The organism is Rathayibacter sp. VKM Ac-2879 (assembly GCF_015351245.1).
Lineage (GTDB): Bacteria > Actinomycetota > Actinomycetes > Actinomycetales > Microbacteriaceae > Rathayibacter.
Genome location: NZ_JADKSO010000001.1, coordinates 587,332 through 602,524, shown reverse-complemented (window position 1 = coordinate 602,524; position 15,193 = coordinate 587,332). Strand labels below are relative to the sequence as shown.

Here is a 15,193-nt window from a genome sequence, read left to right as displayed (position 1 = left end):
CTGTAGGCGCGGAGGCGACACGAGCGGGCGCGGAATCGTCTAGTCGCCGACCGCCTCCTTGGACGGATCGGCAGCACCCTCGAATCGGGCGAGCGCCGCCGTGATGTTGTCCTGGCCGCCGTGCTCGTTCGCCCACGCGACGAGAGCCTCCGCGAGCGTCACGGGATCCCGACCGACCCGCCCCTCAGCCTCGTGCACCACGCGCGCGAGGTCGTCCGCGGCGGACGCGTAGTTCCACAGGCCGTCCGAGCAGACCAGCACCCAGCCGGGGTCGACCAGCGTCTCGGAGGCGATGCGCGGCTCCTCGTCGTGCGAGTCGGAGCCCAGCCAACGCGTGATCGCATGCGCCTCGGGCGCCGCCTCCGCCGTGTCGCGCGCGACGCCCGCCGCGATCTGCTCTTGCGCCCAGGAGTCGTCGATCGTCAACTGCCGCGGCTCCCCCTCGTCCGGGATCCAGTAGCTGCGGCTGTCGCCGACGTTGCCCGTCACGAGGAGCGCACCGTCGAGCACGGCCGCGGTGAACGTGCACGAAGGAGGGTTCGCACGCTTCCCGGGCACGGCAGCGTCGATCGCTCCGGAGGCACGCACCGTGGCCATCTGCAGCAACGCCCTCCAGCGGTCGACACCGCGCACCGAGGTGCCGACCTCGGACTGCAGCGCGCTCAGCGCCGCCCGCGCCGCCGCGAGGGAGGCGGCATCGGAGTCGGGTGTCGAGGAGACGCCGTCGCACACGACCAGCAGGGCCGTACGCAGCGTGCCGTCGTCGTCGACGACAGCGCCGACGGCCAGCGCATCCTCGTTGGCGGCGTGACGGCGTCCGCGGTCGCAGACGCCGCCGACCAGGGGATGCGGCGCCTCCGCCCAGTGCTCGCGCCCGCTCGGCGCCCGCGCGCCGCACTGCTCGCAGTAGCCGTCCTCGGCCACGACTCCCCCGCACTGTGTGCAGAGCGGCCGCTCCGTGGGGGCTGCGGAGGCGGCAGCGACGATCAGCGTCGCTCCGCACGCCTCGCAGAACGCATCGCCCGTCGTGACGGGCTCGCCACAGACCGGGCACGGCGTCGAAAGCTCGGCGCTCACGTCAACGTCCAGCGGCGCACGTCGTTCGCCTGGTCGACCAGGCGCACACGCTCGTCGCGCACACGAGTGGAGGCGGCCAGCGCACGATAGGACGACTCCAGCCCGTCGCGGATCGCCGCCTCATTCGCCTCCACCCCGCCGAGCGTCGCGCCCTCGGCCGGCCCGTCGCGGCGCACCAGCTCCAGCGCGGACTCGAGGACCCGAGCAGTGAGCTCGAGACGCGAACGCTGATCGATCGCGATCGAGTCGACACTCGCGAGCGCGGCCGAGAGTGCCGGAAGCCCACGGCCGGACTCGGCCAGAAGCTCGGCACGGCGACGGCGCGCGTCAACGTACGAGGAGCGCGTCGGGGTGACGATGTCGAGGGCGTCGAGGGCCCCGTCGAGGTCGGAGCGATGCTGCCGGACGCGGGCGAGACCGAACGCGGCAGGAGCCGTGTAGTTGGCGTCGGCGCGCGCGCAGATCACGTAGAGCGACTCCGCCACCTCCGGCTCGCCGCTCGCCTCGCAGGCCGCCGCGAGCGCCAATTTGGGCGCGAGCTCGCCCGGCACCTGGCCGTAGACGGTGTTGAACGACGCGCGGGCGCCGATGTCATCGCCGCGCGCGAGCTGGGCCAGGCCGCTCATCCACACCGCGCGCCACTCCCACGGATCCTCGGTGAGGATCTCGCCCGTCGCGCGAGAGACCTCCTCCCACCGCTCGGCCTCGATCGCGGCGCGAGCCCGCGCCAGACGCACCTCCACCGTGACCGTCGGCGCGAGCGCGAGCGCACGCAGCCGCACGACCGGATCGGCGACGTTCACGCCCGCGAGCCACGCCTTCGCGGGATCGGACTCGTCGATGCGCAGCGCAGGCAGCGCATCCCACGGCGGCACTCGGTCGACGATGTCGGCGACGGGCGCCTCGAACAGCGCGGAGGCGGTGGAGTGCAGAGCAGGGTGCCCCGGTCCGCGGTCGGTCGCGACGACCTCGCGCAGCACCCCGAGCAACTGCCCGCGCATCTCGTCGACGGTCGCGAAGCGGTCCTGCGGGTCGGGCGCGCACGCCTTGGCCACCAGTCGATAGAACGAGTCGTACCGCTGGAACACCGGGGTCTGGGACACGGGCGGCAACGAAGCGACGTAGGTGGTCTGGTTGCCGCGGAAGTCGAGCACGAGCGAGGCGAGAGTGCGGCCGATCGTGTAGACGTCGGAGGCGATGGACGGGCCGAGCTCCGCCACCTCCGGTGCCTGATAGCCGACGGTGCCGTAGATCGCGGACTCCTCATCGTCGGCGCGACGCACGCCTCCGAGATCGATGAGCTTCACCTGGTCGGCGACCTGGATCATGTTGTCAGGCTTGAAGTCGCAGTAGAGCAGGCCGTGGTCGTGCAGGTAGGCGAACGCCGGCATCACCTCGAGCACGAAGGCGAGCGCCTGGTCGACCGGCAGCGGATCGGCCGCTCCCCCCTTCGCGTCGCGCCGCTCCTGGAGGATCTGCTTGAGGCTCGGACCGCCGACGTACTCCATGACGATGTAGCCGGCACCCTCGTGCAGCACGAAGTTGTAGATCTCGACGATGAGCGGATGCTCGACCTCGGCGAGGAACTGGCGCTCGGTGATCGCGGCGGCCGACGCATCGGGATCGCCGGAGTTGAGCAGGCCCTTGAGCACGACCCAGCGACCCGAGACGTTCCTGTCCCGTCCGAGGTAGATCCAGCCGAGGCCTCCGAACGCGAGGCAGCCCACGACCTCGTACTGCCCGGCGACGACGTCGCCCGCCTTCAGCTGCGGAGTGAACGAGAACGGCGTTCGGCAGTTCGGGCAGAAGCCCTCGCTGCGTCCCGGCCGCCCCTCACGCCCCCGACCGACCTCGGTGCCGCAGTGCGCGCAGAAGCGCTTGCGCTCCGGCAGCACGGCCTCGGCCATGAGGGCGGCCATCGGGTCGGCCGCGGGTCGCGCGGGGACGGTCGTCAGTCCGGCGCCGAGACGCGGGCCGCGCAAGCGCGTGGACGTCGTCCCGACCCTCCGGGTGACCTTCGAGCCGGTCTGGGCGGTGCGAGCCGAGCCGAGGGCGGCGGTGGCCAGGCGCGCGGAGGAGGTGCGTCCGCTGCGCGCGGTCACCGCCTCCTCTCCTCCCCACCCGGCCGCGGGGGCGGGAGCGGGGGTGCCCTCGACGAAGCCCGTGCCGAAAGCGGCCGACGCGGTGGCGGGGGCCGGCGCGGTACGACGGGCCGTGGGAGTGGACGCAACCGCGCCCTCCCCGGGCGGAAGCCCGCAGACGTTGCAGTAGCCGTCCTCGATCGTCCCGGTGCAGCCCGGGGTCGCAGAGCAGTGCTCGCCGTTCATGGAGTGGCCTTCCGGTGGTGCTGGGGTGCGCGAGGCGGGAGATCGCGAGTGACGACGTCGTACTGCTCGACGAGATGGCGGGCGAGCGGCACCGAGCAGGGCACGGCGTCGAGCGCGGCGCGGACCTCCTCCTCGGCGGCGCGACCCACGGCGGTGTCGGCGCGGCCGTTGGTGACGGCGCGCTCCTGGAGGGCACGGAGGCGGAACCCCAGCGCGGCCCGCTCGCGCAGCGGAGCGGTGTATGCGGCCTCGACGGCGTCGAAGGCGCGACCGACGGCGGCGAGGCGCTCGAGGTGCGCGTCGAGCGCCTCCCGCTGCGTGGGAGGCTCGCCCAGACGCGAGACGTCGGGGACGGCCAGGCGGGGCGGGTCGGCGATCTCGCGGCGGCAGCGGGCGACCAGCTCGCGCAGCGGCGCCTCCCTCCGTTCGGCCGTCTCGGCCAGCTCACGCGCTCGACGCCGATCGCGTTCGAGCCCTCGACGCTCGGAGGCCGCGATGATGAGGTCGCGCTCGAGGCGAGCGGAGTCGCGCTCGAGCTGCCCGAGCGGGCCGGCGATGTCCGCTCCCCGACCAGCCCTCTCTGCGAGGGCGTCGAGGCGAGACCGGAGCACGGCCACCCGCTCGAGCTCGGGCGCCCCGGCTCGCGCGAGGTCACGGCACCGCTCGATCTCTGCCCGCACCCCGACGATCCGTCCCGCCGTGTCGGTCCCGCTGGGGTCCAGTTCGAGGCGCGACTTCAGCTGCGCGACGACCGCGTCGCAGAGGCGGACGGCTTCGACGAGCGAGACGGCGGCCCCCGATCCGGAGGCGTCCAGTCGGCCCCAGATCAGCTGCGACAGCCTCTCGCGGCCGAGGGCGTCGACCCGACCCGAATCCCAGACGGCCTCGAGCTCGGCGAGTCGACGCGTCACCGACTCTCGCAAGGACTGCGCGAGCACGACGTCGGACGTGTAGCTTTCGGCCTGCGGCGAGGCGAGCGCCGCGGCGTCGAGGCGGGCAAGCTCGCGCGAGGTGCGGTCGAGCCAGCGTCTGAGGGCCGCGAGATAGTCGAAGAGCTCGCGCTGGGGAGCGGCCTCGCCGAGGCGACCCGGCGCGAGCGGAGTCCCCTCCGCGACGCCCGCGCTCATCGGCCGTACACCGGCGCCGGAGGCGACGCCTGCCCGAGCGCTCCCAGCCAGCGATCGTAGATGCTCTGCCAACGACCGTCGCTGCGGATGCCCTCGAGAGCGCCGTTGACGAAACGGACGAAGTCGACGTCGTCAGCGGGAAGCCCCAAGCCATAGGGCTCGGAGCTCAGCGCGTCACCGACGACCTTCGCGTACGGGTCTTGTGCGACGAAGCCGGCGAGGATCGTGTCGTCGCCCGCGATCGCCTCGACCTGCCCCTCCTGGAACAGCGCGAGGCACTGCGTGTGCGTATCGGCGGCGACCGCCTCGACCCCCGGGTAGTCGCTCTGGAGGCGGCTGAGCGTCGTCGTGCCGCGGGGCGCGCAGACCTTCTGGCCACCCTTGGCTTCGAGGCCCTGGATGCTCGTCTGGTCGCTGCTGGTCGAGACGAGCACTTTGAGGCCCGCGCCGTAGTACTCGGACGAGAAGGCGATGCTGCTCCAGCGGTCGCAGGTCATCGTGAGGGTCCGCGCGACCATGTCGACCTGCGGGGCGCCGTCGCCGCCCGTGAGCGACGGGAGACGCTGCGCTGAGGTGATCACGACGAACGTGATCGCGTCGGGACTGCCGAGGATCGCCCTCGCCATCTCGCGAGCGATATCGACGTCGAAGCCCTCGATCGTCCCGGTGAGCGGGTTGCGCGCGCTCATCAGCAGGGTGTCGGCCGAGACGCCGACGCGAAGGGTGCCGCGCTGGCGGATCTCGGCGAGGCGCGTGCTCTCGGTGACTCCGGTGGGCGCGTACGACGTGACGGCCGAGGGCGAGCAGTCGGCGACCGGAGGCGCCGCACTCGTCGTCGGCGCGGGCGTCGCCGCCGCGGTGGCCGCTGCAATCGGCGCGCCCAGATCGTCTCCTCCGCTCGAGCAGCCGGCGACGGCGAGCACGGTGGCGGTGACGAGGGCCAGAACGGCAACGCGCACCCGGTTCATCGGTACTCCTCCAGTCGCTGAGAAACCCCGCGCCACGCGAGGACCGCGCCCGCCACTCCGGCGACGAGCAGAACCCAGGAGGCGAGGGTCGAGAAGCGGCCGGCGGCGTCGAGGGTCGACCCGGTCGCCGCGGCCTCCTCGCTCACGACCTCACGGGCGTCGGAGGCGAAGGCCGCGAACGCGTCGTTCGGCGTGCCGCTGCCGGTGGCGGTCGCGATGCCGACCGCTTTCTCCCAGTCGTTGCCGTCGTCGGCCTCGCGGATCTGCCGGTGGAAGGCGAGCCAGGTGTCGAACTCACCGACGAGCCTTCCGTCGACGATGCCACGACTGACGCCGTCCTCGAGCTTGTCGCGTGCGCCCTGCGCGGCGACCTGGAACTGCGCCTCCAGCGCGGCCCCCGAGCCGCGCTTGATGAGGGTGAAGCTCTCGAGCGATTTGGCATCGCTCGCCGCCGTCAACGCCTGCGACACGGTCACGGCGGCCCGGTAGGAGTCCTGCCGGGCGCTGCTCGCGTTCGCGGCCGTCGATCCGTAGACCACGCCCCCTCCGATACCGAGCACGAGAAGGAGCGCCGTCGCCGTCGCGAGCGGGCGGTTGAGGTAGCGGTGCGTGCGCCGCGCGAGCCACACTTGCGCGGCGAGGAGCACCAGCAGCATCACGAGCGAACCCACGAGCAGCAGGACGCTCCAGCGCACGGTGTCGTACGCGTGGGCCACCCGGTCGGCAGCCGTCGCCACGAGGGCATTGAGATCGGCGAGGATCCCATCGTCGTCGCTGAGCTGCGCGGAGGCCTGATCGAGGTAGGCGGAGCCGACGGGGAAGCCCTGCCTGTTGGTCGCGCGAGCCTGCTCGACCAAGCCGCTATAGCTCGCGACCTTGCTCGCGACCGACGCGAGCACCGCCGCGTCGGCAGAGTCGCTCGCCGAGAGCTGCGCGATCTGGGCCGCGGCGTCGGTGAGGTTCTTCACGTAGGCCTCACGTTGATCGGTGGGCTCGAGCCCGCCGACCAGGAAGGTGTTGGCGGCGATCGCGTTCGCGTCGACGAGGAGATTGCGGACGTTCTGCACGCCGACCAGCTGCGCGGACTGTTCGCGCGCCTCGGTCGCCGCACGGGCCTGCATCGCCCCCGCCTGCTGCGCGAAGACTCCGAAGAGCACCGCGGCGATCACGGTGAGCGCGAGCAGCGACCGGAGGGTCGCCGGGGTCGTCGCCGTGACCCGCGTGAGCAGAGAGGGCCGGCGTGGCGCGGGCGCGGTGGCGATCCGTGGCTGAGGAGCATTCGTCGTGGGCGACGCGGCGGGTGCAGTGCTCATGCGGACTCTTCCGGGGGTGTCACGGGGGACGGGGAGGCGGGGGTCGTCTCGCCCGCCTCGGCGATGTCCTCGGGCAGCAGGATGCGCAGCTCGTCGAGCGTCGGCTCCTCGACCTCACGCAGACGCCAGGCGTGACGCGCGATGGCGGCGTCGAGGATGTTGCGCACCCAGCGGCCGTTGCCGAAGGCCTCCGTGCGCTGCTGGGCCGCCGCGAGCGTCGCGAACGCGGCGAGCGCCTCCGGCGTCGGCTCGAAGTCGGCGGACGCGGCCAAGCGACCGAAGATCGCCGAGAGCTCGTCGTCGCTGTAGTCGGCGAAGTCGATCGTGGTCGAGAAGCGACTGGCCAGACCGGGGTTCGTCTCGAGGAAGCCCCGCATCGGGCCGGAGTAGCCGGCGACGATGACGACGAGGTCGCCGCGGTGGTCCTCCATGTCCTTCACCAGCGTCGTGACCGCCTCCGCGCCGTACTGGTCGAGCGCGAGGGCGTAGGCCTCGTCGATGAAGAGCACGCCGCCGCGGGCGGACGCGATGACCTCGGCCGTCTTGGTCGCCGTCTGGCCGAGGTAGCCCGCGACGAGCTCCGAGCGGTCCACTTCGACGAGGACGCCCTTCGAGAGAATGCCGAGCGAACGGTAGATGCGCGACACCAGCCGGGCGACGGTGGTCTTGCCCGTGCCCGGGTTGCCGGTGAACACGAGATGACGGGTGAGGGTCGGCGTGCTGAGGCCCACCGCTTGGCGCAGCGTATCGATGCGGAGCAGCTGGGTCTGCCGCTTGATCTCGCTCTTCACGCGGTCGAGGCCGATGAGGGCGTCGAGCTCGGCGAGGAGGTCGTCGATCGGCTCGACGGGCTCCGGATCCGTCTGCGGTTGCTGCGCCGGCGCGGGGGCGATCGCGTCGGAGTCGCCGCCTCCCGTGCGCCGCAAGCGAGCGAGGATCTCGTCGACTCCCGGCACGCCCGCGGGAACGGCTCCCCCGGGCATTGTCCCCGCCGACGCAGCCCGCTCGGCAGGAGGAGCAGCCGGGGCCGTCACCGCGCCGAGCTGGGCAGCGGCCGTCGCGGACGCGGCCGCGATGCCTCCGATGCCCGGCTCGCCGAGCGCGCTCGCCGCCGACACGACCTCGGTGAGAGCTCGCGCGTAGGCACCGGCCTCCTGTGCGCCAGCAGACACGAGCCCGGCGAGCAGATCGGTCGGCGACGTCCGCCAGCGGCGGGCGCTCGCGGCCGAGGTGAAGAACGCCTCGAGGCCACCGGTCGTCCCGGTGGCGGCGAGCCACTCCGGGCCCGCTCCTCGGATCGACTCGGCGACCGCTGCCGCGAGGCGCATGCCCTCGTCGCGCACGGCCGCCGCGTCCAGGCCCGCGGCGGCCCCGACGAGCACAAGCGCGTCGAGCGCAGGAGCGAGAGCGCTCATGAGGCGCTCGGCGGAGTGAGGGAGCCGGAGGCGGGAGGCTGCTGCGCCGCGTCGAGCCCGCTCGGCGAGAGAGACGACTCCGTGAATTTGTCGGCGAGGAACTGCCCGTGCGCGATAAGCGCGGAGGCGTCCTGGCGCGAGACGGCGTCCGAGATGCGGTCAAGCGTCGCTCCGAGAAGGTCGAGCTGGTCGCACAGGACCATGAGCGAGGTCTTCCCCTTATAGACGGCACGGCGGTCGGCGAAGTCGCGGGGCAGGCGGAGGTAGCCCTCGACCGCCTCGGGCAGGTAGCTCGTCGCGGTGGCGACGACCGTGTGCCCCTGCCTGCTCATGCCGCCGAGCCGATCGAGACGCGGCACCATCTCTCGCACCGTCTCATCGATGCGCTGGATACGAGCCGCGACGATCGGAGGCACGCGGTCCTTCGTGGACGCCGTGACCCTGTCGAGCGCGGCCACGATGTCATCGCTGCTGGGCACCCGCGGAAGGGCAGGAGCGGCCTCCTCCGGCACCTCCGGGGCAGCGCCGAACAGGCGGGAGAACCAGCCCATCGGCTATCGCCCGAGGTCGAGTGAGGACGTCGCGTCGATGTCGGCGGAGCTGCGACGCGCGCGCTCGACGTACTCTCCGGCCTTGGCCGTCTCGGTCTGGAGGACACCCACGGTCTGCGCCATGCTGTCGAGCGCCTTGAGCTTGAAATCCGAGATCGAGTCCATCGTCTGGTAAATGTTCGCGAACGCGGCCTGAAGCTGCGGCAGCCCCACCGTGGCGGTCGCGGCCTGCGACTGGATCGTCGCGGACTGCTCGGCGAGCATCCTCGACGTGGCCTCGATCATGTTCGACGTCGTCGTGTTGAGCGCGGTGATCTGGTCGAGCACGAGACGCTGATTGGCGAGCGCCTGCGCGACGATCACTGCCGTGCGCAGCGCCGAGACCGTCGTGGTGGTCGCGCGGTCGACGCCCTTGATCAGCTCGACGTTGTTCTTGATGACCACGTCGATCGCGAGGTAGCCCTGGATCGAGACCGCGAGCTGGGTCAGGAGGTCTTGGTGCTTCTGACGCGCGTAGAAGAGGACGTCCTCGCGCAGGGCCTTCGCGCGCTCGGGGTCCGTCGAGTCGAGCTCGGCGATCGTCGCCGAGAGCTTCACGTCGAGCCTCTCGGCGACATAGATGTACTCGTTGAGACGCGTCATCGTCTCCCAGAGGTGCTGCTTCTCGAGGTTCAGCGCCGCGTTGTCCTTGCGCAGCTCGTCCTGCCCGTCGTACAGCGCCTGGATGATGGCGTTGAGGTGCGACTGCGCGCTCTCGTAGCGGCGGAAGTAGTCGGTGATCTTGGAGCCGAAGGGAATGAATCCGAGGATCTTCTTCTGGATGTTGTCCTCGGACGGGTCCAGATCCTCGACGGTGCGCCTGAGCTCGAGGAGCGTGCGACCGATGGTCGACCCCTCCGACAGGCCGCCCTCTTTGAGGGCACGCACGGGAGTGCTGAGGAGGCGGTTCGAGGAGTCTGCGGCCGTACGGATGTCGGCGTCGCCCATCGTGCGGATGTCGTTCGCCTTCGCGGCGAACTCGGGGCTGCGCGCCTCCGCACCCAGGAGCGAGGAGAGGTAGCCGTCGACCTTCGCCTCGAGACCGGGCAGCGCCTGCTCGGGCACCTTCGGGGCGATCGAGGGCGCGGCCGTCGTGGGCACCGCCGCGACAGGCCCGGGAGGCGTCAGCGAGAGGGAGTTCTGGACGGGCGGCTGCAGGGCCTCGGTCATCGGGATCCTCACCGTTCTCGGCGCTCGGCGCCGTCTGCGGATGAACGTCGGCACAGCATAGCCCGGGCGTTCGCTCACCAGCCGAGCGCTCCCTCCTGCTGTGGAGGACGCGCCGAGGCGCCGCCTGTGGAGGGAGCTAAGGGCGACGACGCAGGGTCGCCACGGCGACACCGGCGAGGGCGAGCGCGCCTCCGACCAGGGCCGCCATCGGTGGGGTCTCGCCGAGCAGGAGCCACGACAGCAGGACGACCACGGCCGGCACCGCGTACGTCGACGCAGCCGTGCGCCCCGCGCTCGAGCGCGCCAACACATATCCCCAGGTCGTGAAGGCGATCGCCGTGGGAAAGATGCCGAGGTAGACGAGCGCGAGCGCCGAGGAGACGGGTGCCGCGGCCAGCTCCGAGAGCAACTCCGGAGCGAACGGCAGACACACGACAGCCGTGGCCACAGCACCGAGCCACGTCATGGTCGGAGCATCGACGTGCGCGAGGAGCCGCTTCTGGAGCGTCGCAGCGCTCCCGTAGACCACGGCCGCGAGCAGACCGAGCACGACTCCGATCACGTCGAACTGGCCGGTCGAGGTCGAGAACGCGATGACGGCCACCCCGACGAGCGCCACCAGCATGCCGGCGAGCAGCCGTCGCGGGAACCCCTCTCCGAGCAGCAGGCCGGCCAAGACCGCCGTGATCATCGGGGCGATGTTGACCAGGAGCGCCGCCGTTCCCGCATCGACGTGCCGTTCGGCCGCGCTGAGCGCGAGCGTGTAGACGCCGAACCATGCGACTCCCCAGGCGATCACGAGAACGAGGAGGCGCCCGCGAGGCAGCCCCGCGCGGGCCGGCATCGCCTGGCGACGCCTCCGGAACGCGACGCGCACCACGCTCAGCGAGGCCGCACCGACCACGATCCGCCCGAAGGTGAGGGCTCCCGGGCCGAAGTCGCCGCCCATCGCCCTGATCGCCACGAAAGCGGAGGCCCAGAGCACGACCGTGACGACGAGAGCCGTCCAGAGAAGAAAGCGGTCTCGGGTGGTCGGCAGGGCGGCGAGGGAGGCGGTCACCGGTCCATCGTGGCCGTCGCGGTCGGTTCAGCACCAGTTCACGTCGCTGTCTCATGATTCAGCACGGCTGAAGCACTGGCACGGCCGGGAGCATGCTCGGCGTCGCAGCGCGAGAGGGGACTCACGCTGCTCGAACGCGCCGGCGTGATCGCAGACGGCATCACGCCTCGACGACTCCGACCGGTCCGGCTGACGGCGCCGGGCGGTCAAGGGGTGACCCTCGCCTGCCCCCTCGGCGTAGCTTGGGCCACCATGACCGCAGACCGCCCCATCACCGCCGTCCTTTTCGACATCGACGGGACCCTCGCCGACACCAACTTCCTCCACGTGGAGGCATGGTCTCGGGCATTCTGGCAGCGCGATCTGGCCGTGCCCTCCTGGCGCATCCAGCGGGCGATCGGAGCCGACTCCACGAAGCTGCTCGACATGCTCATCGACGAGACGCCGAGCGACGAGCTCCGCTCCCAGCTCACGACGCTGCACTCGAAGAACTACGCCGAGCTGAGCAGCCGCATCGCGCCCCTGCCTGGCGCCCGCGAGCTCGTGGCACGACTCGTCGGATCGGGTGTGCGCGTCGTGCTCGCCACGTCAGCCCCGCAGGACGAGCTCGACATCCTCCTCGGGGTGCTCGATCTGGGCGGCGCCGTGCACGCCGTGACGAGTGGGCACGACGTCGACACCGCGAAACCCGAGCCCGACCTGATCACCCTCGCCCTCGAACGCGCTGAGACGATCAGCGATCATGCCGTGATGGTAGGCGATGCCACCTGGGACGTCCTCGCCGCACGGCAGGCCGGACTCGCGACCGTGGGCGTGCTCTCAGGAGGCACGAGCGAGAGCGATCTGCGCGAGGCGGGCGCCGTCGCCGTCTACGACGACGCGGCGGCCATCCTCGCCGATCTGGAGGAGGGGCCGCTGAAGGGCCTCCTGCGCTGACCCGACGACCATGCGCAGGAGGCCCGTCGTCGTCAGTCTCGCGGGCGCCGTCGCAGGATCAGCAGGGTGATCCCTACCGCGACCACCACGGCCACAAGAGCGCCGCCGATCCACAGCACGTCGGCGAGAAGTGCAGGATCCGCGCCGGACGACGCCGCCGCCTCTCCTGCCGTCTTGTCGGCTCCTGAGCTCTGTGACACGGCGACGGTCCCGTTGCAGTCGGGCACAGAAGACGACCCGGAAGCGAGCGTGGCATCCGCTGCCGGCGCCCACGTGAACGAGTACTGCCCCGAGACCGGGTGACCGTCAGTCGACACGACCTGCCAGGTGACCTCGTACGCTCCGGACGGCCCGAGCTGCACTGGCATGGAGGCCGACGGGCCGACGACCTTCACGCAGCCGTCGCCGTAATAGAGCCCATCGGGCCCGACGACGCGCAGCGCCGCCGACGAGCCATCGGTCCCGAGCACCAGGAGGTCGTCGTTGGTGGTGAGCACCAGCGACTCCGGCTGCTGCGTGACGGTCGCGTCGACGCCGGGCGAGGCCGACACCAGGTAATTGTGCGCACTCGCCGGCGCCGCGACAGAGATCGCGGCGATCAGCCCGATCACGGCGGCAGCGACGAGGAGGCGTGTTCGCTTCACGCCGACGCCTTCGGTCCGCGGCGGCGCGAGGCGAGCGCGACGGCGACACCCACCGCTCCCACTACGAGCCCGCCGACTCCGAGGACGCGCGCGAGGACATCGTCGCCTGATCCCGACGGCGTCGAGGAGGCAGTCGTCGCCGTCGCCTCGTCGCCGTCGCCGTCGGAATCGTGGTGACCCGAGATCGCGGCTGACGCCCTCACTGCGACGGTCGGCGCCGGATGCTCCGGCTCGTCCTGCCCCTCGACGGTGGGCTGGTCCCACGAGGTCGAACCGACCTCGCAGTTCTGCAGCACGGGGAACTCGAGCGTCTTTCCCACCGCGTCCTCGGGGAGCTGAAGCTGCAGCGAGACGGTATCGCGGTAGCCGTCGGCGAGGGGCGTCTTGGCGGTGTAGACGACGTCCGAGACCCGCTTCGTCGCCGTGTTGCCCTGCGAGTCAGGGGTGGGGTTGGTGATGTCCACCTCGTTCTTCACGACGTCCCAGTTCGGGTTGACCGTGGGGCTCACGGAGTTGATGCCGTCCGGAAGAGTGATCGCGAGGGCTGTCGTCGGCGAGCCGTTGCAGCCGTGCGCCAGAGAGAAGGTGACGACGGTGTAGGAGCCTGCCGCGGTACTGGTCGCGGCGGCGGTGACATGAGCGCTCGCTGCGGCAGGAGCCGAGAGCGCGAGTGTGAGCGAGCCCGCGGTGACGAGAACGCCGGAGCCGACGAGACGCAGGCGGGAGCGAGCGGAAGACGGGACGGAAGCAGAGGGGACGGAAGTAAGCGAGACCATGATCGAAGTCCTTGACTGTGTGTGGCAGAAAGTGCCGCGGTCCTGGCGCAGCGCGGGTTCGCGGTGCGCGCGAGAACGCCGCCTCACGCCACCCGTGAAGGAGGACGTCAGGCGACGCGGAGGGCGCGCAACGGCGGGCCGCGGTGTCGTCGTGCGGTGAGCGCAGCGTCGAGCGGATGCGGGGCACACGGCTCGGTCGCGCCGAGGACCGCGATGCAGGGAGAAGTGGGGGCAAGGAGAGCGGAGGCGCGCGCGACGATGCGCAGGACGACACGGCTCCACTGCGCTCCGAGCGTCCACAAGATCCGTTCGCCGTGGCGGAGCGCAGCGATCGTGAGCACAGCCGCCAGAAGATGCGCGACGTACATCGCGGGTGAGTGCGCGGCATGTCCCGCGGCGCCCATCCCGCCAGCGACGAGCTGCATCGTCTCCCCGCCGTGGAGGTGCGCGTGAGGGTCTCCGACGACGCTCACGTCGCCTCCGCCACCTCCGACGAGGAACAGCGCGTGGTAGGCGACCTGGCTGAGGAGCACGGAGGCAGCGAGGCGAGAGCCGGAGAGACGGCGTCCAGCGAGCATCACGCAGACGACGGTGGCGAAGGCGGTGGCGAGCGCCAGGATCGACGGCGAGGGCATGTCCGCTCCGGCGAACGTGTGCGATGCAGCGGCAGTCGTGGTCGCGGCGACGGCCGAGGCGATGCCCCGTGCTGCTCGTGCGCCTCGCGTCTGCACTGCTCGTCCCTCCGAACCGGCCCGCGCGCGCGTGCCTCGACAAGGGTAATCGACGCCTCCGTGCCTCGCGTCCCTGACGGGGCAGCAGCCGTTACGAAGCCGTTACCTAGATCGTCATGCGAATTCCAAACCCCCGGCGGCAGGGCTCCGAAGACCTGTCAACGGCCGCGAAACGGTCCACCTAGTTCAGGTCCTCCGCATCAGTGGGGGCCGTCTCACGAAGGAGAAATCCCATGCGATCCACGAAGCGTACCGCCCTCGCCGCATTCGCCCTGCTCGGCACCGCCGCCCTCGGTCTCACCGCTTGTTCGAGCGGAAGCGGCAGCACGGCCGCCGGCGAGTCGTCGACCCCGATGATGACCTCCTCGGCCTCTGCCTCCTCGACGCCCATGGCCACGATGGACCCCGCCGCGAACCTCGTCGGTCCTGGCTGCGCCGCCTACGCCTCGCAGGTGCCGAGTGGAGCCGGCTCGGTCGGCGGCATGGCCCTCGACCCGGTGGCGACCGCTGCGTCGAACAACCCGCTGCTCACCACCCTCACCGCAGCGGTCTCGGGCAAGCTGAACCCCGACGTCAACCTCGTCGACACCCTGAACAGCGGCCAGTTCACCGTCTTCGCCCCGGTCGACGACGCGTTCGCCAAGCTCGACGCGGCGACGCTGGACACCCTGAAGTCGCCTGACGGCGCCAAGACGCTGTCGTCGATTCTGACCTACCACGTGGTCCCCGGCCAGATCGCTCCTGACGCGATCGACGGCACTCACGCGACCGTCGAGGGCGGCGACGTGACCGTCACCGGTTCCGGCGACAACATCAAGGTCAACGACGCCTCGGTCATCTGCGGTGGCGTGCAGACCGCCAACGCGACCGTCTACCTCATCGACACGGTCCTCACTCCCCCGGCCAAGTAATTCCTGGGGCGGTCGCTGACCGTACGAACGCCGAAGGGCGGGCACCGCGAGGTGTCCGCCCTTCGGCGTTCGTACGCCCTGAGTCACGGCGGCCGTTGTCACGGCTGCCGAACCCCGGCCGTCGGAGGCGCGCACCTCTCGGTCGCGC

General features: G+C 71.4%; 14 protein-coding genes. 2 read left to right on the top strand and 12 right to left on the bottom strand.

Annotation, left to right across the window (positions count from 1 at the left end; genetic code table 11):
* Positions 1 to 39: 39 nt before the first annotated feature.
* From ITJ45_RS02895 to ITJ45_RS02855, 9 genes are all read right to left on the bottom strand, one after another.
* Complete coding sequence (locus ITJ45_RS02895) at positions 40 to 1,077, bottom strand: protein phosphatase 2C domain-containing protein (RefSeq protein ID WP_323742831.1); 1,038 nt, start codon at positions 1,075 to 1,077, stop codon at positions 40 to 42.
* Positions 1,074 to 3,404, bottom strand: a complete 2,331-nt coding sequence (locus ITJ45_RS02890; protein ID WP_194607318.1) for a serine/threonine-protein kinase — start codon at positions 3,402 to 3,404, stop codon at positions 1,074 to 1,076. Before ITJ45_RS02890 ends, ITJ45_RS02895 begins: the two co-directional genes overlap by 4 nt.
* Positions 3,401 to 4,531, bottom strand: a complete 1,131-nt coding sequence (locus ITJ45_RS02885) for a hypothetical protein (RefSeq protein ID WP_194607317.1) — start codon at positions 4,529 to 4,531, stop codon at positions 3,401 to 3,403. Before ITJ45_RS02885 ends, ITJ45_RS02890 begins: the two co-directional genes overlap by 4 nt.
* Positions 4,528 to 5,499: a glutamate ABC transporter substrate-binding protein gene (locus ITJ45_RS02880; protein ID WP_194607316.1), complete on the bottom strand. Its 972-nt coding sequence runs from the start codon at positions 5,497 to 5,499 to the stop codon at positions 4,528 to 4,530. The genes ITJ45_RS02885 and ITJ45_RS02880 overlap by 4 nt, the downstream gene beginning before the upstream one ends.
* Positions 5,496 to 6,812 carry a hypothetical protein gene (locus ITJ45_RS02875; RefSeq protein ID WP_194607315.1) on the bottom strand — a complete coding sequence of 439 codons (1,317 nt, stop codon included), beginning with the start codon at positions 6,810 to 6,812 and terminating at the stop codon, positions 5,496 to 5,498. The genes ITJ45_RS02880 and ITJ45_RS02875 overlap by 4 nt, the downstream gene beginning before the upstream one ends.
* Positions 6,809 to 8,227: an AAA family ATPase gene (locus tag ITJ45_RS02870; RefSeq protein ID WP_194607314.1), complete on the bottom strand. Its 1,419-nt coding sequence runs from the start codon at positions 8,225 to 8,227 to the stop codon at positions 6,809 to 6,811. The genes ITJ45_RS02875 and ITJ45_RS02870 overlap by 4 nt, the downstream gene beginning before the upstream one ends.
* A complete protein-coding gene (locus ITJ45_RS02865; protein WP_228493415.1) occupies positions 8,224 to 8,778 on the bottom strand; it encodes a hypothetical protein in 555 nt (184 codons plus the stop codon). Before ITJ45_RS02865 ends, ITJ45_RS02870 begins: the two co-directional genes overlap by 4 nt.
* Positions 8,779 to 8,781: 3 nt before the next feature.
* Positions 8,782 to 9,987 carry a toxic anion resistance protein gene (locus ITJ45_RS02860; protein ID WP_194607313.1) on the bottom strand — a complete coding sequence of 402 codons (1,206 nt, stop codon included), beginning with the start codon at positions 9,985 to 9,987 and terminating at the stop codon, positions 8,782 to 8,784.
* A gap of 136 nt (positions 9,988 to 10,123) precedes the next feature.
* The gene (locus ITJ45_RS02855) at positions 10,124 to 11,047 is read right to left on the bottom strand and encodes a DMT family transporter (RefSeq protein WP_194607312.1); all 924 of its coding nucleotides are present in this window, start codon (positions 11,045 to 11,047) and stop codon (positions 10,124 to 10,126) included.
* 252 nt (positions 11,048 to 11,299) lie between these two features.
* On the opposite strand from ITJ45_RS02855, the gene ITJ45_RS02850 reads away from it, so the two are divergent.
* On the top strand, positions 11,300 to 11,983 hold the full coding sequence (locus ITJ45_RS02850; protein WP_194607311.1) for an HAD family hydrolase: 684 nt from the start codon (positions 11,300 to 11,302) through the stop codon (positions 11,981 to 11,983).
* A gap of 32 nt (positions 11,984 to 12,015) precedes the next feature.
* Here the strand turns inward: ITJ45_RS02850 and ITJ45_RS02845 are convergent, their stop codons facing one another.
* The 3 genes from ITJ45_RS02845 to ITJ45_RS02835 form a co-directional block, all read right to left on the bottom strand.
* Positions 12,016 to 12,627 (bottom strand): copper resistance CopC family protein, encoded by a 612-nt coding sequence (locus tag ITJ45_RS02845; RefSeq protein ID WP_194607310.1) that lies wholly within the window; start codon positions 12,625 to 12,627, stop codon positions 12,016 to 12,018.
* Complete coding sequence (locus ITJ45_RS02840) at positions 12,624 to 13,403, bottom strand: YcnI family protein (protein ID WP_194607309.1); 780 nt, start codon at positions 13,401 to 13,403, stop codon at positions 12,624 to 12,626. The genes ITJ45_RS02845 and ITJ45_RS02840 overlap by 4 nt, the downstream gene beginning before the upstream one ends.
* A 107-nt stretch (positions 13,404 to 13,510) precedes the next feature.
* On the bottom strand, positions 13,511 to 14,134 hold the full coding sequence (locus tag ITJ45_RS02835; RefSeq protein ID WP_194607308.1) for a hypothetical protein: 624 nt from the start codon (positions 14,132 to 14,134) through the stop codon (positions 13,511 to 13,513).
* A gap of 233 nt (positions 14,135 to 14,367) precedes the next feature.
* Here ITJ45_RS02835 and ITJ45_RS02830 point away from each other — a divergent pair, with 233 nt between their 5' ends.
* Positions 14,368 to 15,045: a fasciclin domain-containing protein gene (locus ITJ45_RS02830; RefSeq protein WP_194607307.1), complete on the top strand. Its 678-nt coding sequence runs from the start codon at positions 14,368 to 14,370 to the stop codon at positions 15,043 to 15,045.
* The last annotated feature ends 148 nt before the right edge of the window (positions 15,046 to 15,193 follow it).

Coding starts and splice junctions, on each gene's coding strand:
- ITJ45_RS02890 (WP_194607318.1), bottom strand. CDS start 3,404: ATGAACGGCGAGCACTGCTCTGCGACCCCGGGCTGCACCGGGACGATC.
- ITJ45_RS02885 (WP_194607317.1), bottom strand. CDS start 4,531: ATGAGCGCGGGCGTCGCGGAGGGGACTCCGCTCGCGCCGGGTCGCCTC.
- ITJ45_RS02880 (WP_194607316.1), bottom strand. CDS start 5,499: ATGAACCGGGTGCGCGTTGCCGTTCTGGCCCTCGTCACCGCCACCGTG.
- ITJ45_RS02875 (WP_194607315.1), bottom strand. CDS start 6,812: ATGAGCACTGCACCCGCCGCGTCGCCCACGACGAATGCTCCTCAGCCA.
- ITJ45_RS02870 (WP_194607314.1), bottom strand. CDS start 8,227: ATGAGCGCTCTCGCTCCTGCGCTCGACGCGCTTGTGCTCGTCGGGGCC.
- ITJ45_RS02865 (WP_228493415.1), bottom strand. CDS start 8,778: ATGGGCTGGTTCTCCCGCCTGTTCGGCGCTGCCCCGGAGGTGCCGGAG.
- ITJ45_RS02860 (WP_194607313.1), bottom strand. CDS start 9,987: ATGACCGAGGCCCTGCAGCCGCCCGTCCAGAACTCCCTCTCGCTGACG.
- ITJ45_RS02850 (WP_194607311.1), top strand. CDS start 11,300: ATGACCGCAGACCGCCCCATCACCGCCGTCCTTTTCGACATCGACGGG.
- ITJ45_RS02840 (WP_194607309.1), bottom strand. CDS start 13,403: ATGGTCTCGCTTACTTCCGTCCCCTCTGCTTCCGTCCCGTCTTCCGCT.
- ITJ45_RS02830 (WP_194607307.1), top strand. CDS start 14,368: ATGCGATCCACGAAGCGTACCGCCCTCGCCGCATTCGCCCTGCTCGGC.